Here is a 19,060-nt window from a genome sequence, read left to right on the forward strand (position 1 = left end):
CAAGGCGCCGACGGCCATTCGATTCCCCCCGAATTCCCCCCAGGGCTTTCCCGAGCCACAAAAGGCCTGGTCAGGGGCCTGTCGAGGGCAAGGTGAGGAGATCACCCGCATCTATTCCCCCCAGGGACTCCCCAGAGCCCCAAATGGGCGGTTTGTGCGGGAGGTGCAGAAGCAAACCGTGCGTGCGGCGTGAGTGGGGTCGGTCGACCTCTAAAGCCAGTCTCGACGCTTGAAAATTGCGTACAAACTGACGCAAACCACCCCCATCAAGCCGACCGCGAAGGGTTATCCGAGGCCCCAGCTCAACTCAGGCATCTGCTCGAAGTTCATGCCGTAGATGGTCCCAACGAGTGTGGGTGCAAAGAGAATTGCAGCCCAGGCAGAAATCTTCTTGATTTCCTCGTTCTGTTCGAAGCCGGCCTCGGCCAGGGCGCGCATTTCGGCGTTCTGTTGTTGGGAGACCAGGGTGGCGTTGACCGTGAGGATTTCCGTGAGGGCCTGGCGGAAGCCGTCGACGCGTTCGCTCGTGTGTGTCACGTGGTCCGCCACGTCGCGGAGGTAGCGCTGGAGTTCCTCGTCCGTGCCGTACTTCGCGAAGCCCGCCATCAGGCCGTGGAGCATGCCCACCAGGGGGCGGGTGGCGCGTTGGAACTCGACCATTTCGCGGGAGAGTTCGTAGATGCGGCGGGAGACCGCCGGGTCGCCGCGGAAGACCTCCGTCTCGATTTCGTCGATGTCGGTCTGGACGCCCTCGACGACCGGGGCGTAGCCGTCGACCACCGCGTCCAGGATGGCGTACAGGGCCGCCTCCGGGCCGAGGGAGAGGAGTTCAGGGTTGCCCTCCATGCGGCGGCGGACGGCGGAGAGGTCCGGGGCGCCGCCGTGGCGGACCGTGATCAGGAAGTCCGGGCCGACGAAGATGTGGAGCTCGGCGAAGTCGACCTCCTCCTGGGCGTCGAGGTATCGGGCGGCGCGCAGGACGACGAAGAGGGTGTCGCCGTAGCGCTCCAGCTTGGGGCGCTGGTGGGCCTCCAGGGCGTCCTCGACGGCGAGTTCGTGGAGGTTGAACTCGGCGGCCAGGGAGTGGAGTTCCGGTTCCGTCGGGCGGTGCAGGCCGATCCAGGCCATCCCGTCGGGCTCCTCGCGCAGCTGCCGGAAGGTCTCGGCGAGGGTGGCGGGGGAGGCGATCCGGCGGCCGTCGCGGTAGACGGCCGAGTCGATCACGCTGCGGTGGTTCGGGGGAGCGGGGGCCGCCGGTGCGGGCTGCGGGCCGGTCGGCGGTCCCGCCGGAGGGGTGGCGGCGGCCGGGGCGGCGGGGCGCCGCCAGCCCGTGCGCTTCGCGGCGGACGGCGAGGGGCGGTGGTCTGGACGCTCCGACATCGCAGGTCAGCTCCCGGTCGAACGTGTGTTTACGGGCAAGGGGCAGGATATAGGGGAGAAAGGGGCGACCGGTGCGGGGCAGGGGAGATTCCGGCCCACTCCGGACCGCTTCGGTTTGGGATTGCGGACGAAAGCTGTCCGCAAGGAGGGTTAGTTTGCTGCCATGACTTCCAGGACGACACACCCCGTACTCGGCACCCGCGCTCTGAACCGTGCCACGCTCGCCCGCCAGTTGCTGCTGAGCCGCGCCGAGATGTCCGCGGGGGACGCCGTCGCGCATCTGCTCGGGCTGCAGGCGCAGAACGTCAAGCCGCCCTACTTCCAGTTGCACGCCCGGCTCGCCGGCTTCCGGCCCGCCGAGCTGGCCGGGCTCATGGAGTCCCGCGAGGTTGTCCGGATGGTCACCATGCGGTCGACGATCCACACGCACACCGCCCACGACGCCCTGACGCTGAGGCCCCTCGTCCAGCCCGCCCGCGACCGCGAGGTCAACTACTTCCGCAAGGGGCTCGCGGGGGTGGATCCGGACCGGCTCGCGAAGCGAGCCCGCGCCTTCGTGGAGAGCGAGCCGCGCACCATGGGCGAGATCCGCGAGGAACTGCTCCAGGAATGGCCCGACGCCGACCCGCAGTCCCTTTCCGTCGCTGCCCGCTGCCGGCTGCCGCTGGTCCAGGTCACCCCTCGTGGGGTGTGGGGGCGCAGCGGCCAGGTACGGCTCACCACCGTCGAGAACTGGCTCGGGAAGCCCGCCGGTGCGGCGCAGCCCGTGGACGAGGTCGTGCTGCGCTACCTCGCCGCCTTCGGGCCCGCCTCCGTCAAGGACATGCAGACCTGGGCCGGCCTGACCCGGCTGCGCGAGGCCTTCGAGCGGCTGCGCCCGGGCCTCCTCGTCTTCCAGGACGAGAACGGCGTGGAGCTCTTCGATCTGCCCGACGCGCCTCGGCCCGAAGCCGATACCCCCGCGCCGCCCCGCTTCCTGCCCGAGTTCGACAACCTCCTGCTCTCGCACGCGGACCGCACCCGCGTGGTCGCCCCCGAGATCAAGGGGCGCACGTGGACCGGGAACCAGGCCCACTGCACCCTGCTCGTCGACGGGTTCCTCGCCGGCCTGTGGAAGCTGGACGGGCGGGCGCTCACCGTCGAGCTGTTCGGCCCGGTCCCGAAGGCGGCGAAGGAGGAGATCGTCGCCGAGGGGAAGCTGATGGTGGAAGGGATGGTGGAAGGGATGGGGGAAGGGATGGTGGAAGGGATGGGGGAAGGGATGGTGGAAGGGATGGGGGAAGGGATGGGGGAAGGGGCGGGGGAAGGGGCGGGTGAGGCCGGCGGGGTCGATGGTGTGTCGGTGCGGTTCGGAGCGATCAACCCCTGACGTGCGCCCCGGGCGGTCCCGGACGGTCCAAGGCGGTCCCGGACGGTCCAAGGCGGTCCCGGACAGCCCCGGACGGTCAACTCACGGCTGACGTCGCACTGGTGGTCCGTACACCGAAGGCGGCACGATGCCCGTCATGACGACCGAGAGTACGCAGGACGACGCCACCGCCCGGTTCCTGGCCGCCCGGGACTTCCTGCTCGAACGCCGCGGCGACTACGAGGCCGCCCACGCCGGGTTCACCTGGCCCCGCCCCCACCGCTTCAACTGGGCCCTGGACTGGTTCGACCACATCGCCGCCGGGAACGACGCCGACGCCCTGCGCATCGTCGAGGAGGACGGCACCAGCCGCGGCCTCACCTTCGCGGAGCTCGCCGTACGCTCGGGCGCCGCCGCGAACTGGCTCCGCGAGCAGGGCGTCGCGCCCGGCGACCGGATCCTGGTCATGCTCGGCAACCAGCGCGAGCTGTGGGAGGTGATGCTCGGCGCGATGAAACTGCGCGCCGTCGTCATCCCGGCCACCCCGCTGCTCGGCCCGGCCGACCTGCGCGACCGGGTCGGACGCGGCCAGGTGCGCCACGTCATCGCGCGCGCCCTGGACACGGCCAAGTTCGACGAGGTGCCGGGCGACTACACCCGGATCGCCGCCGGGGAGCAGGTTCCCGACGGCTGGCTGAGGCTGGCGGACATGGCGGACACGGCGGCCGCCGACGGCGATTTCACGCCGGACGGCGAGACCCTCGCCACCGACCCGCTCATGCTGTACTTCACCTCCGGCACCACCGACCGCCCCAAGCTCGTCGAGCACACGCACGCCTCGTACCCCATCGGGCACCTCTCCACCATGTACTGGCTCGGACTGCGCCCCGGCGACGTGCACCTCAACATCGCCTCGCCCGGCTGGGCCAAGCACGCCTGGTCCAACCTCTTCGCCCCCTGGAACGCCGGCGCGACCGTCTTCGTCCACAACTACACCCGCTTCGACGCCGAGCGGCTGATGGCCGAGATGGACCGGCACGGCGTGACCACCTTCTGCGCCCCGCCCACCGTGTGGCGGATGCTGATCCAGTCCGACCTCAGCAAGCTGGCCAGGCCCCCGCGCGAGGCCGTCGCCGCCGGGGAGCCGCTCAACCCGGAGGTCATCGAGCGGGTCCGCGCGGCCTGGGGCATCACCATCCGCGACGGCTTCGGCCAGACCGAGACCACCCTCCAGGTCGGAAACTTCCCCGGGGTCCCCGTCAAGCCCGGCTCCATGGGCCGGCCGGCACCCGGCTACGAGATCGTCCTGCTGGACCCGGTCACCGGCAAGGAGTCCCCCGACGAGGGCGAGCTCTGCGTGGACCTGCGCACCCGGCCCGCCGGGGTGACGACCGGCTACCGCGACGATCCGCAGCGCACGGCCGAGGCCATGGCGGACGGGCTCTACCGCACCGGTGACATCGCCGCGCGCGACGCCGACGGGTACCTCACCTACGTCGGGCGCTCCGACGACGTGTTCAAGGCCTCGGACTACAAGATCAGCCCGTTCGAGCTGGAAAGCGCCCTGCTGGAGCACGAGGCGGTGGCCGAGGCCGCCGTCGTCCCGGCCCCGGACGCGCTGCGGCTGGCGGTCCCGAAGGCGTACGTCACCCTCGCGGGCGGCTGGGAGCCCGGGCCGGAGACGGCCCGGGTGCTGTTCGAGCACTCCCGCGCGGTGCTGTCCCCGTACAAGCGGATCCGCCGCATCGAGTTCGGCGAGCTCCCCAAGACCGTGTCCGGCAAGATCCGCCGGGTGGAGCTGCGGGAGCTCACCGCGGCCGGGTCGGCGGGGGAGTACCACGAGGCCGACCTGGACTGAGCGGAGCGCCCACGGGCTGCTGCGCGCGCCGCGCAGCAGCCCGTACGGGAGCACTTACGGGGAGTACTACGCGGGCAGGTGCGCCTCGATCGCGGCGATGACCTCGGGGGCCTCGGGCTCGGTGCGCGGGCGGAAGCGCGCCACGACCTCGCCGGCGGGGGAGATCAGGAACTTCTCGAAGTTCCACTGGATGTCCCCGGCCTCGCCGTCCGCGTCCGGGGTCTTCACCAGCTCCGTGTAGAGGGGGTGCCGGTTCTTGCCGTTGACCTCGGACTTCTCCAGGATCGGGAAGGTCACGCCGAAACCGGCCGCGCAGAAGGTCTGGATGTCCTCGGCGTTGCCGGGCTCCTGCTCACCGAACTGGTTGCAGGGCACGCCGATGACGGTGAAGCCCTTCTCCTCGTACGTGAACTGCAGGCGGGCCAGTCCCGAGTACTGCGGGGTGAGCCCGCACTGCGAGGCGGTGTTCACCAGGAGGATCGCCTTGCCCTTGTGGGCGGCGAGGCTGGTGGGCTCGTCGGACAGGGTGGTCAGCGGGATGTCGTACAGGCTCATCGGGCTCTCCTGGGCGGGAAGTAGGCAATGCCTACGAGCTTAGGGGGTAGCTTGCCGATCATGCCGGGTTCACCGCCATCACCGGCATCACCGGCAGCGCCAGCACCAGCGCCACCGCCATCACCAGTGCCATCGGCACCCGCCCGGCCTGCCCGCCCCGGCCTGCCCGCCCCGGCCTGCCCGCCCCGGCCTACGCGTCCGGGCCGACCAGCGCGTCCGCCGGGTCGTTGACCGGCTGTGGCATGCCCGTCAGGTCCATGACGAAGAGCGGTATCCCGAGATCGTCGGCGCGGGCCCGGGCGTCCTCCGTGTACCCCGCGAGCGCGAAGTAGACGCTGGTCGCGGAAGCCGTGAGGCCGTTCAGCCAGACGCACTCCACCGCCCGCAGCCCGGCCGGCGCCGTGGTCGGGTCCACCTGGGCGACCAGGCCCGGAGCCCGCAGGTCCACGGTCGCCGCCGGGATAGGCCGCCCGTCGGGCTGCCGTACGTCCCGGAAGCCGAGCCAGCGCAGGTACAGCGCGGCCGTGGCCACCGCGTCGCGGGCCGTACGGATGGTCACCGGCCGGAACGCGGGCCGCGGCACCGGTGCGGCCGGCGGCGGCGGGATGTGCGCCGGGCGCGCACCCGCGGGCCCGCCCGCGGCTCCGCCCGCCGGCCCGCCCGCGGTGCCGCGCCCCGTGCCGCCCGGATCCGGCCCGGCGGCCGCCTGGGGCGAGCCCGCCGGACCCGCCGGGCTCCCCGTCCCCTCCAGCGGGTGCACCGGAATCAGCACCACCGTCCCGCACGAGCCGCAGCCCAGCTCGGGATGCGGCCACTCGCTCTCCCGCCCGCACGTCGTGCAGCGCACCGTCACCCAGGTGTCCGACCAGGTCCGGTGGGTCAGTGGAACCGGCGGCGCCGCCAGGTCCAGCGGGGGATGGACCGGGCTTCCGCAGGCACAGGGGAAGACCGGGGCGGTGTAGCCGTTCTCGCGCAGGCACGCCGGGCAGCGCACCGGTACCGCTTCCGCCATGAGACCTGGACCCCCTCCGTCGCTGTGCGTAGGTCCATGCTCCACCACCGGCGACCGCCGGGGGGAGGCCGCACACCTTTTCCGGGGGATTCCCGCCGGTGGATCAGTGATTTGTACAAGTAGCCGACCGAGATGCGGCTTTTGGTGGCTTCCGGGGTCCCCTACCGCCTTGACGTCGCAGGAGTCGCCGCTTAGCTTGTTCCGTATAGCAGAACAAAACTTCCGGATTACGGAAAAGCCTGACCGCCAGACCCGCAGGAGAACTCGATGCCTCGTATGACAGCCGCCGCCGCTGCAGTGGAGATCCTCAAGCTCGAGGGTGTCGAACAAGCGTTCGGCGTCCCCGGTGCTGCCATCAACCCGTTCTACCGCGAGCTCAAGAACGTGGGCGGCATCGCGCACACCCTCGCCCGCCACGTCGAGGGCGCTTCGCACATGGCCGAGGGCTACACGCGTGCCAAGGCGGGCAACATCGGTGTCTGCATCGGCACTTCGGGCCCGGCCGGCACGGACATGATCACCGGCCTGTACTCGGCGATCGCGGACTCGATCCCGATCCTCTGCATCACCGGTCAGGCCCCGGTCTCGAAGCTCCACAAGGAGGACTTCCAGGCCGTCGACATCGCCTCGATCGCCAAGCCGGTCACCAAGAAGGCCACGACCGTCCTGGAGGCCGCGCAGGTCCCCGGCGTGTTCCAGGAGGCCTTCCACCTGATGCGCTCCGGCCGTCCGGGCCCGGTCCTGATCGACCTCCCGATCGACGTCCAGCTGACCGAGATCGAGTTCGACCCGGAGACCTACTCCCCGCTGCCGGTCTACAAGCCGCAGGCCACCCGCGCCCAGGCCGCGAAGGCCCTGCAGTTCCTGCTGGAGTCCGAGCGCCCGCTGATCGTCGCCGGCGGCGGCATCATCAACGCCGACGCCTCCGACCTGCTGGTCGAGTTCGCCGAGCTGACGGGCGTCCCGGTCATCTCCACCCTGATGGGCTGGGGCACCATCCCGGACGACCACGAGCTGGCCGCCGGCATGGTCGGTGTGCAGACCGCGCACCGCTACGGCAACGCGACGTTCCTGGAGTCGGACTTCGTCTTCGGCATCGGCAACCGCTGGGCCAACCGTCACACCGGTTACAACCTGGACGCCTACACCAAGGGCCGCAAGTTCGTCCACGTCGACATCGAGCCCACCCAGCTCGGCAAGATCTTCGCCCCGGACTTCGGCATCGCCTCCGACGCCAAGGCCGCGCTGGAGCTCTTCATCGAGATCGCCAAGGAGCTGAAGGCCGAGGGCAGGCTGCCGGACTTCTCCGCCTGGGCCGCCTCGGCGCAGGACCGTAAGGCGACCCTGCAGCGCCGTACGCACTTCGACAACATCCCCCTGAAGCCGCAGCGCGTCTACGAGGAGATGAACAAGGCGTTCGGCCCCGAGACCCGCTACGTCACCACCATCGGCCTCTCCCAGATCGCGGCGGCGCAGTTCCTGCACGTCTACCGCCCGCGCAACTGGATCAACTGCGGCCAGGCCGGCCCGCTCGGCTGGACCATCCCGGCCGCCATCGGTGCCGCCACCGCGGAGCCGGAGACCCCGATCGTCGCGCTGTCCGGCGACTACGACTTCCAGTTCATGATCGAGGAGCTGGCGGTCGCCGCCCAGCACAAGGTCCCCTACGTCCACGTCCTCGTGAACAACGCCTACCTGGGCCTGATCCGTCAGGCGCAGGGCGGCCTGGGCATCAACTTCGAGGTCAACCTCGAGTTCGAGAACATCAACACCCCCGAGCTGGGTGTCTACGGTGTCGACCACGTCAAGGTCGCCGAGGGCCTGGGCGTCAAGGCCATCCGCGTCACCGACCCGGACAAGCTGGGCGAGGCCTTCGAGGAGGCCAAGAAGCTGGCCCAGGAGTTCCAGGTCCCGGTCGTCGTCGAGGCCATCCTGGAGCGCATCACCAACATCGCGATGAGCAAGACGGTCGACATGAGCGACGTCACCGAGTTCGAAGAGCTCGCGACCGAGCCGGGCCACGCCCCGACCGCGATCAAGGCCCTGCAGGTCTGATCCCCCCGAGGACCATCACCCGGTCCGGCTGTACGCGGCGACCCCCGTCCCCCGCAAGGAGGGCGGGGGTCGCTCCGTGTTCCGGCGCCGCCGCGGTCGGAGGCGCCGCCGTGACGGCCCCGTACGGCGGCGTCCGTTCGGGGCTTCGTCACGTGTGTCGACCGCCGACGGCCCGTGCGGGCGGCCCGGCAGAGGACGCTGACCGGTGCTCCGCCGCTGCCGCGGGGGACAGCGGAGAGTGAGGTGGCCGGGGTGGCGGAGGCTTCGACGGGCGGGCAGGACCGTGACGGCGACGGCGACGGCGACGCCTCCGTCGAGGCCGATGCCAGGGCGGATGCCGGGGCCGATGTCGAGCGCGGGGGATACCGACAGGGGACCTGGCCGTGCGCGGCCGCCTGGGCCGCCAGGAGGGCGCCTTCGACCTCGGACGCCTGGAGCTGCCGGTCGCGCTCTGCGCGCTGGTCTGGACCCTGCTCGCGCTGTTCGTCCTCGTGACGCCGCGGGAGGCGCTGGTCCCCGTCGTGGTCGTGGCCGGCCGGCTCCTCCTGGGAGGGCTGTTCTTCCTCGGCATGCTGGTGTTCGACCGTGAGGCGCTGGACACCGAACCCGGCGAGGACACCTTCCGCAAGGGCCACTGGGGAGCGTTCCTGTCCCGGGGCGGGGTTCCGTACGGACACGGCAAAGCGCCGAGTCACGGGACCGTCCGTGACTCGGCGCTCTGGTTTGTTACCGCCCGACGGTGCGAGGCTGGCGCGACAGGACGTTCGCACCGCCGGGCGGAGTGTGTGGGGAGGTGGGTACCTCCGCGTGCAGGGGGCTCTGTGCGCAGCCCCTGTACGAAGAGGAATGGCTGGGACCGTGGCGGGCGTGCGACGAGAACTCCGGCGTCGTCTCCCTCAGGTCAAGAGACGGGCCTCGGAACCCATTACCACCGCACTGGCTCGCACGCTCGCCACGGTCCTCGTCCTGCCCTCACCGTGTACCACCCCTCATCCGGGTCCACGGGTCGGGCTGAGCACCCGGGGCCTGACCTCCCGTCAGGCCCCCGGTACATCCGGGTGGCTCAGGCGTCGCGCAGGGCGCGGACGGCCTCCTCGACGCGCTTGCCGTAGTCGGCGTCGGCGGCGTGGAAGTGAGCCAGGTTCTTCTCGATGACGTCTTCCAGGGTGACCTGGGACAGCCCGCCGGCGATGTTCGCCACCAGACGCTGCTTCTCGGCCTCCGACATCAGGCGGTAGAGCTCACCGGCCTGGAAGAAGTCGTCGTCCTTGGTGTGGGCCGGGGCCTCGTGGGTGCCCGTGTAGCCGGAGACGGCCTTCGGGGCGCCCAGCGCCAGACCGGTCTCGGCCGGACCCTGGTACGAGTTGGGCTCGTAGTTCTTGTCGTGGCGCGAGCCGTTGCGCAGCGCCATGACGCCGTCGCGGCCGTAGTTGTCGGCCTTCGTCGCCTTCGGGGCGTTGACCGGCAGCAGGGTGTGGTTCACACCGAGGCGGTAGCGCTGGGCGTCGGCGTACGCGAAGAGACGGCCCTGGAGCATCTTGTCCGGCGAGGCGGTGATGCCCGGGACGAAGTTGTTCGGGGAGAAGGCGGACTGCTCGACCTCGGCGAAGACGTTGTCCGGGTTGCGGTCGAGGACCAGACGGCCCACCCGCTGCAGCGGGTAGTCGCTGTGCGGCCACACCTTGGTGAGGTCGAACGGGTTGAAGCGGTAGTCCGCGGCCTCGGCGGCCGGCATGATCTGCACGTACAGGGTCCACGAGGGGTTCACACCGCGCTCGATGGCCTGCAGCAGGTCGGTCTGGTGCGAGTTCGCGTCCTTGCCGACGAGTTCGGCGGCCTGCTCGCCCGAGAGGCTGCGGATGCCCTGGTTCGTCTTGAAGTGGTACTTGACGAAGAAGGCCTCGCCCTGCTCGTTCGTCCACTGGTACGTGTGGGAGCCGTAGCCGTTCATGTGACGGTACGACGCCGGGATGCCGCGGTCACCCATCAGCCAGGTGATCTGGTGCGTCGCCTCGGGGGCGTGCGCCCAGAAGTCCCAGACGTTGTCCGGCTCCTGCTTGCCCGTGAAGGGGTCGCGCTTCTGGGAGTGGATGAAGTCGGGGAACTTGATCGGGTCCTTGATGAAGAACACCGGGGTGTTGTTGCCGACGAGGTCGTAGTTACCCTCTTCGGTGTAGAACTTGAGCGCGAAGCCGCGCGGGTCGCGGACCGCGTCCGCGCCACCGAGCGAGTCGGCGACGGTGGAGAACCGCAGGAAGGTCTCGGTCTTCTTGCCGACCGTGCTCAGGAACGCGGCGCTGGTGTACGCGGTGACGTCGTCGGTCACCTCGAAGTAGCCGTACGCGGCCGAGCCGCGGGCGTGCACCACACGCTCCGGGATGCGCTCACGGTTGAAGCGGGCGAGCTTCTCGAGGAGCTGCTGGTCCTGGACCAGGAGCGGGCCACCGACGCCGGCGGTGGCGGAGTTCTGATTGTCGGCGACCGGGGCGCCGGACTCGGTCGTCAGCGTGCGCTTCGACATGGTGACCTTCCGTACGGGGTAACTGCTGACGGAAAGCGTCTTCCGTCATGCGGAACAGCCTAATTTCGGCACGAACTAAACGTCAACAGTTTGTTGAACGAAGTTGAAGGGTGAGTGGTAATCCGGACGGCGCCGGCGCTTGGGCGCGACAGGACAGGTGTCAGCACCGGCGCCATCCGGAAACTCAGATCCCCTGCGAGAGGGGAAGTGCTCAGATCTGAGCGCCGGAGAGGCGCTCGACGGCACGGAGCAGGGCCGAGTGGTCCAGGCCGCCGTCACCCTGGGCGCGCAGCGAGGCGACCAGCTGGGCGACGACCGCGCCGACGGGCAGGGCGGCACCGACGTTGCGGGCGGCGTCGGTGACGATGCCCATGTCCTTGTGGTGCAGGTCGATCCGGAAACCGGGCTTGAAGTCGCGGTTCAGGAAGTTGTCCTTCTTGCGGGTCAGGACCGTGGAGCCGGCCAGACCGCCGTTGAGGACGTCCAGGGCGGCCTGGAGGTTCACGCCGGACTTCTCGAGGAAGACGACGGCCTCGGCGCACGCCTGGATGTTCACCGCGACGATGAGCTGGTTGGCGGCCTTCACCGTCTGGCCGGAGCCGTGCGGGCCGCACAGGACGATGACCTTGCCGAGGGCTTCGAGGACCGGCAGGGCCTCGTCGAAGTCGGCCTGCTCGCCACCCACCATGATCGACAGGACGGCCTCGATGGCGCCGGCCTCGCCGCCGGACACTGGGGCGTCGATGACGCGGATGCCCTTGGCGGCGGCGTTCTTCGCGAGGTCGACCGAGGTCTGCGGGGTGATCGACGACATGTCGATGATCAGCGCGCCGGACTTCGCGTTCTCCAGGATGCCGTTCTCACCGTAGGAGATGGCCTCGACCTGCGGGGAGGCGGGCACCATCGTGATGATGACGTCGGCGTCCGCCACGGCCTCGGCGATCGAGCCGGCCGCGGCGCCGCCGGCGGCGGCCAGGCGGTCCAGCTTGTCCTGCTCCAGGGTGAAGCCGGTGACCGGGTAGCCGGCCTTCAGGAGGTTCTCGGCCATGGGGGAGCCCATGATTCCGAGGCCGATCCAGGCAATCTTGGGGAGGTTGCTCATGATGAGGGTCCTTCTCTTAATGCTTTGTACGAAAAGTTCGTGAGGTGCCTGGCTGATCGCCCGGACTTTGTCCGCCTACTTCGCGGCGCGGGCCTCGGCCGGCAGCCATGCGAAGGAAGCGGCAGCGTCGGCGGCCTTGTACTCCAGGCCTACGTAGCCCTCGTATCCGGCCTTCTTCAGCTGGTCGAGCAGCTCCTCCAGGGGCAGCTCGCCGGTGCCGGGGGCACCGCGTCCGGGCTTGTCCGCGATCTGGACGTGCCCGGTCTTGGCGGCGTACTTTTCGATGACCTCGGAGAGGTCCTCATCGTTCATCGCCAGGTGGTACAGGTCGAGCAGGAACTTGGCGTTGCCGAGGCCGGTGGCCTCGTTCACCTTGTCCACGACCTCGATGCCGGCCGGTGCGCTCACCAGGGGGTAGAGCGGCGACTCGGGCTTGTTGAGGGTCTCGATCAGGAGGATCGCGCCGACGCGGTCCGCGGCCTGAGCCGCCACGACCAGGTTCTTCAGGGCGAGCTCGTCCTGAACGGCCGGCTCCACGCCTTCGACGCGGTTGCCGTAGAGGGCGTTCAGCGCCTTGCAGCCCACCGAGGCCGCGAAGTCCGCGGCCACGTTGATGTTGGCGTTGAAGCGCTCCGACTCCTCACCGGGCACCGAGACCGCACCGCGGTCCGGGCCCGGCAGCCGGCCGGCGTAGAAGTTCAGTCCCACCAGCTGGGTGCCGGCGTCCTCAAGAGCCTTCTTGAGTGCGTCGAGCTCCTCCTGTGCGGGGGTGGGGGTCTCGATCCAGGGCCACCACAGCTCGACCGCCGTGAAGCCCGCCGCGGCGGCAGCCGCGGGACGCTCCAGAAGCGGGAGTTCCGTGAAGAGGATCGACAGGTTCACATCGAAGCGCTGGTCCGTGTATCCCATGAGGGGTGTGCGCTCCTTCCGTATTGCGGAAGTTATTTTCTGCTTGATGGAAGACTGCATGGGGTTCCGCGTGGATGTCAAGTGCGGACTCCCGAAAAATCACGACCGCGGGGTAGCTTGACGGCGTGCGATTGAGAGTGGAGTTCACGACCGAGCCCTTCGATCTGGAAGAGGCTCCTGCCCATGCCGTGGCGGCCCGCGAGGTCATCCAGAAGGCCCAGCTGGACGCGGTGGACGTCGGCCCGTTCGGCAACACCGCCGAGGGTGAGGCCGACCGGGTGCTGGCCGCAGTCGGGGCGCTGCTGCGTGACTCCCTGGAGGCCGGCGCCACGCGTGTCTCGCTCCAGGTCAATGTGATCGGGGAGGAGATGTCATGACCGAGCCCCGCGATCATCCCTTCGTCACCGCGGTCAAGCCGCTGGTGGACGCCATGGGCGGCGAGCTGATGGATCCCGCCCTGGCGCAGCCCGACGACGTCGTGCTCGCCTGGGAGGGCCAGGACCTGCTGGCCGTGCGCCTGCCGCAGCTCTCGGACTCGCTGGATCACATCCTGGCGGCCCTGGAGCGCCGGTACGGCGTACCGTTGGCCCAGCTCGACCGGAAGTCCAAGCAGGACGTCGTACGGATACTGGAGGCGCGCGGCGCCTTCTCCGTGCGGCACGGCGTGGAAACGGTCGCGGGCGCCCTGGGTGTCAGCCGCTTCACCGTCTACAACTACCTGAACCGGGATTCGAGCGCCCCGAAGGGGACCGGAAAGGGCAGCCAGGAGTGAACATCGGCTGACTCACGGTGACGAGCCGCCGCCCAATTCACCCGGGCGGCGGCTTTTGTGTACGGGAAGTTTCAACAAAGTGTTGACGCCGTGTTGTCGAGGGCGTTAGCTATGCGCAGCCCGTCAAAGCAACAACAGGCCACGGAGGCCTACCGTGACTTCGAGTCCGACCCCGGGTCTCACCCGGTTCAACACCTTGGACGACGGCGCGGCCACGGCCGAGCTGCACGAGGTGTGCGCCAGTTCGGCGTGGGGGAGCACGTTGCTCGCCCAGCGCCCCTTCGCCACCGCAGAGTCCCTGTTCGCCGCGAACGAAGCCGCCATGGCGGAGCTCACCGCGGACGACCTGGGCGAAGCGATGGGAGGCCACGCGCCGATCGGCCGCCCGAAGCCGGGAGACCCGACCTCCGCCCGCGAGCAGCGTGGCATGGCCGGTGCCTCGGAGGAGCTCAAGAACGAGCTCCTCGAACTGAACCTGGCCTACCAGGACAAGTTCGGCCACGTCTTCCTCATCTGCGCCACCGGTGCGACCGGTGAGTTCATGCGTGACGCGGTCAAGGTCCGGATCGACAACTCGCCGGAGCAGGAGCGGGAGATCGCCCGCGGCGAGCTCGTCAAGATCAACAAGATCCGCCTCACCCGTCTCGTCGAACTCGCAGAAGCAGAAGGAGCGTGACCATGAGCACCGAGACCACTGCGTCGGTGTCCACGCACATCCTGGACACCAGCATCGGCAAGCCCGCCGAGGGCGTCGCCATCTCCCTGTCGGCCCGCACGGGCCTCGACGGCGAGTGGGCGGCCCTGGGCGGCTCCGCCACCGATGCGGACGGGCGCTGCAAGGACCTGCCGGCGCTGCCGGAGGGCACCACACACGTGCGTCTCGACTTCGAGACCGAGACGTACTTCGAGAAGAAGCAAGCCGAGGCGCAGCAGGACGCCCCCCGCGTAAGGGACAGCGGTGCGTTCTTCCCCGAGGTCACCATCACCTTTGCGGTGAACCCGGGCGAGCATTACCACGTACCGCTGCTGCTCAACCCGTTCGGCTACTCCGTTTACCGAGGGAGCTAGCATGGCCACGATTCTGGGCCAGAACCAGTACGGCAAAGCAGAGAACCGCGTCGTCAAGATCACGCGGGACGGCGACACGCACCACATCAAGGACCTGAACGTCTCGGTCGCCCTCTCCGGCGACATGGACGACGTCCACTACTCCGGCTCGAACGCCAACTGCCTTCCGACGGACACCACCAAGAACACGGTGTACGCGTTCGCCAAGGAGTACGGCATCGAGTCCGCCGAGCAGTTCGGCATCCACCTGGCGCGCTGGTTCGTCACCAGCCAGGAGCCGATCAAGCGCGCGCGCATCCGGATCGAGGAGTACGCCTGGGACCGGATCGCCACCTCGGACGCCAACTCCAAGTTCATCGGCTCCGACGAGGTGAACCACTCCTTCGTCCGCCAGGGCATGGAGACCCGCGTCACCCAGATCACGTACGACGGTACGAACTGGGAGGTCATCTCCGGCCTCAAGGACCTCGTCGTCATGAACTCCACGAACTCCGAGTTCTGGGGTTACGTGAAGGACAAGTACACGACGCTGAAGGAGGCCTACGACCGCATCCTGGCCACCCAGGTGTCGGCTCGCTGGCGCTTCAACTGGTCGGACGACGAGCAGCGGATGCCCAACTGGGAGAAGTCCTACGCCGAGGTCCGCAAGCACATGCTGCAGGCCTTCGCGGAGACCTACTCCCTGTCGCTGCAGCAGACCCTGTACCAGATGGGTTCGCGCATCATCAACCACCGTTCGGAGATCGACGAGGTCCGCTTCTCGCTCCCGAACAAGCACCACTTCCTCGTAGACCTGGAGCCCTTCGGCCTCAAGAACGACAACGAGGTGTACTTCGCCGCGGACCGTCCGTACGGTCTGATCGAGGCCACTGTTCTCCGGGACGGCGTCGACGCCCGCATCCCCGTGGACATGACCAACCTCTGACGCGGCACGCGCGTCCCGGGGCTCCGCAGTGGCCCCGGGACCGCGCGACACTCCCCAGCTTCCCGAATCGGCACCCGGACGTATCACACGGGGCGGCAGTACTGTCAGCTGTCAAGGCCCCCGGCTCCGGCACTCAAATCTCCTGGGCCTTGCCGTGCCCGCACCGCCACTGAAAGCACGAGGAAGTCCCATGGCAGCATCGGCAGCCCATGACAGCGCCGCCCTGCGCATCGTCATCGAGAACTGTGCGATCGCGACCGTCGACGCGAACGACACCGAGTACGCCTCGGGTCACATCGTCATCGCCGGCAACCGGATCGAGTCCATCGGCGCGGGCAAGGCCCCCGAGAACCTCGACAACGTGGTCCGCCGCATCGACGGCACCGGGCACCTCGTGACCCCCGGTCTGGTCAACACCCACCACCACTTCTACCAGTGGATCACGCGTGGTCTGGCCACCGACCACAACCTCTTCAACTGGCTGGTCGCGCTGTACCCGACGTGGGCGCGCATCGACGAGCAGATGACGTACACGGCCGCGCAGGGCTCCCTCGCCGCGATGGCCAAGGGTGGTGTGACCACCGCGATGGACCACCACTACGTCTTCCCCAAGGGCTCCGGCGACCTGTCCGGCTCGATCATCCGCGCCGCGTCCGAGATGGGTGTCCGCTTCACCCTCGCCCGCGGCTCGATGGACCGCAGCGAGAAGGACGGCGGCCTGCCGCCGGACCACGCCGTCGAGACCCTCGAAGGCGCGCTCGCCGACACCGAGGCGACCGTCAAGAAGTTCCACGACGCCTCCTTCGACTCGATGACGCAGGTAGCGGTCGCCCCCTGCTCCCCCTTCTCGGTCTCCACCGAGCTGCTGAAGCAGGGCGCCGAGCTGGCCCGCCGCCTCGGCGTGCGCATGCACACGCACGGCTCTGAGACCGTCGAGGAAGAGAAGTTCTGCCACGAGCTCTTCGGCATGGGCCCGACCGACTACTTCGAGTCGACCGGCTGGCTCGGCGAGGACGTGTGGATGGCGCACAGCGTCCACATGAACGACTCCGACATCGCCGCGTTCGCCCGTACCAAGACCGGTGTCGCGCACTGCCCGTCCTCCAACGCCCGTCTGGCCGCCGGCATCGCCCGCGTCCCGGACATGCTCGCCGCCGGTGTCCCGGTCGGCCTCGGCGTGGACGGCACCGCCTCCAACGAGTCCGGTGAGCTGCACACCGAGCTGCGCAACGCGCTGCTGATCAACCGCCTGAACCCGGTCCACCGCGAGCGCGCCCTGAACGCGCGCCAGGCCCTGCGCCTCGGTACGTACGGTGGCGCCCAGGTCCTCGGCCGTGCCGACAACATCGGTTCGCTGGAGGCCGGCAAGTGCGCCGACCTGGTGCTGTGGAACCTGAACACCCTCCTGCACTCCTCGATCGCCGACCCGGTCACCGCGCTGGTCTTCGGTGCGGCGGCCCCGGTCACCGCGTCGTTCGTCAACGGCAAGCAGATCGTCGAGAACAACCGCCTCCTCTTCGCCGACGAGGACGCCATCGCCGTGTCCACGCGGGAAGAGGCCCAGCGCCTCGCGCGGATCTCCGCGCAGGCCTGATCCCACGGAGTCCGGCCGGGGGGGACGGCCCCCGGCCGGCAGCCGCGGACCCGAGCGGGGTCCGTGGGCAGCCGTTCCCGGGGAGCGCCTGAGGAAATCCGAAGGCGCCCCGGGGGCGGTGACTCATGCAAACAGCCCCGCGGCGCGCGCATCGCGCCCTTGCCGCGGCACCTCCAGCTCACAAACCGGTCCGGCTCGCTCCTGCCGGGGTCCTGAGCTGGATCGCAGCGCGGAACCGATGATCGGGCGACTCGTTTCCGCACCCCTTGGGACAAGCATTCGCACCACCCACAACCGCATACAGGCTCGACTCGCACCGCTTTCGCACCACCTCCAAGACACCACGTCCCCTGCCGGCGTGTTCAACCGAACGGAGGAAGCCGTGGCCCAGGCGCCCAGGTTTCGCAAAGATGCAGATGCAGTCGCAGTACCGGAGGAGAAGCATCCGGTCGATGAGACCCTGCCTCCGCTGAAAATGTTCACGAGCGGTCTCCAGCACGTGGCCGCCATGTACGCGGGTGTCGTCGCCCCGCCCATGATCGTCGGCCCGGCCGTCGGACTCTCCGCCACCGAGACCGCCTTCCTGATGGGCGCCTCGCTCTTCACCGCAGGCCTCGCCACCCTCCTCCAGACCCTCGGGTTCTGGAAGATCGGCGCCAAACTCCCCTTCGTCAACGGCGTTTCCTTCGCCGGTGTGACCCCGATGATCGCGATCGGCAAGGGGGAGGGGGCGAACGCCCTTCCCGTTATCTTCGGCGCGATCATCGTCGCCGGGGCCGTCGGCTTCTTCGCCGCCCCCTACTTCGGCAAGCTCGTCCGCTTCTTCCCGCCGGTCGTCACGGGTACGGTCATCACCCTCATCGGCGTCTCGCTCCTGCCCGTCGCCTTCAACTGGTCACAGGGCGGGAACCGCACCGCCACCGACTACGGCTCCATGCGGAACATCGGCATGGCCGCCGTCACCCTGGTGATCGTCCTGCTGATGCGCAAGTTCCTGCGCGGCTTCCTCCAGCAGATATCCATCCTCCTCGGCCTGGTCGCCGGCACCCTCATCGCCCTCCCGCTCGGCATGACCGGCTTCGACGCCGTCAGGAACGCCTCGGTGGTCGGCTTCCCGACCCCCTTCCACTTCGGCGCCCCGCAGTTCCAGGTCGCGGCCATCATCTCGATGTGCATCGTCATGCTGGTCTGCATGACCGAGTCCACCGCCGACATCCTGGCGCTGGGCAGGATCGTCGGCCGTCCGGCGGACGCGAAGACCATCGAGGGCGGCCTGCGCGCCGACACCCTCGGCAGCGCGATCAGCCCGCTGTTCAACGGGTTCATGTGCAGCGCCTTCGCCCAGAACATCGGGCTGGTCGCCATGACCAAGGTACGCAGCCGCTTCGTCGTCGCCGCGGGCGGCGGGATCCTCGTCCTGCTCGGCCTGTGCCCGATGGCGGCCTCCGTCATCGGCGTGGTCCCGCTGCCGGTCCTCGGCGGCGCCGGCATCGTCCTCTTCGGCTCGGTCGCGGCCAGCGGCATCCAGACCCTGGCCGGGGCGGCCATGGAGAAGGGCGAGAACGCCCTGATCGTCGCCGCCTCCGTGGGCATCGGCCTGATCCCGATCGCCGCGCCGGAGTTCTACCACGCCTTCCCGAAGGACCTGCTGGTCGTCCTCGACTCCGGCATCAGCACCGGGTGCGTCGTGGCCATCCTGCTGAACCTCGCCTTCAACCACCTCGGCGCCAGGAAGGGCGCGGCCTCAGGGGCCGCGCCGGACCCGGTACCGGTGCACTGACCCCCGGCTCGCTGCCCGGCTCCCTGCCCGGCCTCCGCCCGGTCCGGCCGGGCAGCACGGCGGGGGGGGGGGCCCCCCCCCCCCGGGGGGGGGGGGGGGGGCCCGGGGGGGGGGCCGCCCCCCCCCCGCCCGGGGGGGGGGGGGGGGCCCCCCCCCCCCCCCCCCCCCCCCGCGGGGTTAG

15 protein-coding genes and 1 pseudogene are annotated in these 19,060 nt (G+C 69.5%); 10 read left to right on the forward strand and 6 right to left on the reverse strand.

All coding sequences use genetic code 11. The features are described 5' to 3' along the window. Positions 1-210: 210 nt before the first annotated feature. Positions 211-1,380 (reverse strand): annotated as a pseudogene (locus tag ACFY04_RS24440) (magnesium and cobalt transport protein CorA). Positions 1,381-1,543: 163 nt separating this feature from the next. Between ACFY04_RS24440 and ACFY04_RS24445 the strand changes: the two are divergent. Next, the gene (locus ACFY04_RS24445; protein ID WP_389119569.1) at positions 1,544-2,749 is read left to right on the forward strand and encodes a winged helix DNA-binding domain-containing protein; all 1,206 of its coding nucleotides are present in this window, start codon (positions 1,544-1,546) and stop codon (positions 2,747-2,749) included. 136 nt (positions 2,750-2,885) lie between these two features. Continuing rightward, positions 2,886-4,586, forward strand: coding sequence for an AMP-binding protein (locus tag ACFY04_RS24450; RefSeq protein WP_389119572.1), 1,701 nt, complete (start codon positions 2,886-2,888; stop codon positions 4,584-4,586). Positions 4,587-4,652: 66 nt separating this feature from the next. Here the strand turns inward: ACFY04_RS24450 and ACFY04_RS24455 are convergent, their stop codons facing one another. Together ACFY04_RS24455 and ACFY04_RS24460 are read right to left on the reverse strand one after the other, a co-directional pair. Beyond that, positions 4,653-5,141, reverse strand: coding sequence for a glutathione peroxidase (locus tag ACFY04_RS24455; protein ID WP_389119573.1), 489 nt, complete (start codon positions 5,139-5,141; stop codon positions 4,653-4,655). Positions 5,142-5,331: 190 nt separating this feature from the next. Then, positions 5,332-6,153 carry a hypothetical protein gene (locus ACFY04_RS24460; RefSeq protein WP_389119575.1) on the reverse strand — a complete coding sequence of 274 codons (822 nt, stop codon included), beginning with the start codon at positions 6,151-6,153 and terminating at the stop codon, positions 5,332-5,334. A gap of 267 nt (positions 6,154-6,420) precedes the next feature. On the opposite strand from ACFY04_RS24460, the gene gcl reads away from it, so the two are divergent. After that, positions 6,421-8,208: a glyoxylate carboligase gene (gene gcl, locus ACFY04_RS24465; protein ID WP_389119577.1), complete on the forward strand. Its 1,788-nt coding sequence runs from the start codon at positions 6,421-6,423 to the stop codon at positions 8,206-8,208. A 1,063-nt stretch (positions 8,209-9,271) separates the two neighbouring features. Here the strand turns inward: gcl and ACFY04_RS24470 are convergent. The 3 genes from ACFY04_RS24470 to ACFY04_RS24480 all read right to left on the reverse strand — a co-directional run bounded on the left by ACFY04_RS24470 (position 9,272) and on the right by ACFY04_RS24480 (position 12,740). Next, on the reverse strand, positions 9,272-10,729 hold the full coding sequence (locus ACFY04_RS24470) for a catalase (protein WP_389119578.1): 1,458 nt from the start codon (positions 10,727-10,729) through the stop codon (positions 9,272-9,274). Positions 10,730-10,940: 211 nt separating this feature from the next. Next, on the reverse strand, positions 10,941-11,831 hold the full coding sequence (locus ACFY04_RS24475) for a 2-hydroxy-3-oxopropionate reductase (protein ID WP_389119579.1): 891 nt from the start codon (positions 11,829-11,831) through the stop codon (positions 10,941-10,943). A 75-nt stretch (positions 11,832-11,906) separates the two neighbouring features. Then, positions 11,907-12,740 (reverse strand): TIM barrel protein, encoded by an 834-nt coding sequence (locus ACFY04_RS24480; protein ID WP_327738274.1) that lies wholly within the window; start codon positions 12,738-12,740, stop codon positions 11,907-11,909. A gap of 125 nt (positions 12,741-12,865) precedes the next feature. Here ACFY04_RS24480 and ACFY04_RS24485 point away from each other — a divergent pair, with 125 nt between their 5' ends. The 7 genes from ACFY04_RS24485 (at position 12,866) to ACFY04_RS24515 (ending at position 18,879) form a co-directional block, all read left to right on the forward strand. Continuing rightward, positions 12,866-13,117: a thiamine-binding protein gene (locus ACFY04_RS24485; RefSeq protein ID WP_078913322.1), complete on the forward strand. Its 252-nt coding sequence runs from the start codon at positions 12,866-12,868 to the stop codon at positions 13,115-13,117. Continuing rightward, positions 13,114-13,512 (forward strand): helix-turn-helix domain-containing protein, encoded by a 399-nt coding sequence (locus ACFY04_RS24490; RefSeq protein WP_389119580.1) that lies wholly within the window; start codon positions 13,114-13,116, stop codon positions 13,510-13,512. Before ACFY04_RS24485 ends, ACFY04_RS24490 begins: the two co-directional genes overlap by 4 nt. A gap of 154 nt (positions 13,513-13,666) precedes the next feature. Continuing rightward, a complete protein-coding gene (gene uraD / locus ACFY04_RS24495; protein WP_389119583.1) occupies positions 13,667-14,188 on the forward strand; it encodes a 2-oxo-4-hydroxy-4-carboxy-5-ureidoimidazoline decarboxylase in 522 nt (173 codons plus the stop codon). Positions 14,189-14,190: 2 nt separating this feature from the next. Beyond that, positions 14,191-14,580, forward strand: a complete 390-nt coding sequence (gene uraH, locus ACFY04_RS24500) for a hydroxyisourate hydrolase (RefSeq protein ID WP_030390359.1) — start codon at positions 14,191-14,193, stop codon at positions 14,578-14,580. A 1-nt stretch (position 14,581) separates the two neighbouring features. Beyond that, on the forward strand, positions 14,582-15,505 hold the full coding sequence (gene pucL / locus ACFY04_RS24505) for a factor-independent urate hydroxylase (RefSeq protein ID WP_301365107.1): 924 nt from the start codon (positions 14,582-14,584) through the stop codon (positions 15,503-15,505). Between the two features lie 190 nt (positions 15,506-15,695). Continuing rightward, positions 15,696-17,099, forward strand: a complete 1,404-nt coding sequence (locus ACFY04_RS24510) for an 8-oxoguanine deaminase (protein WP_389119586.1) — start codon at positions 15,696-15,698, stop codon at positions 17,097-17,099. 382 nt (positions 17,100-17,481) lie between these two features. Beyond that, on the forward strand, positions 17,482-18,879 hold the full coding sequence (locus ACFY04_RS24515; protein ID WP_389119600.1) for a nucleobase:cation symporter-2 family protein: 1,398 nt from the start codon (positions 17,482-17,484) through the stop codon (positions 18,877-18,879). Positions 18,880-19,060: the final 181 nt, after the last annotated feature.

Origin of the sequence: Streptomyces sp. NPDC001549 (genome assembly GCF_042894025.1) — a bacterium.
Taxonomy (GTDB): Bacteria; Actinomycetota; Actinomycetes; order Streptomycetales; family Streptomycetaceae; genus Streptomyces; species Streptomyces kutzneri.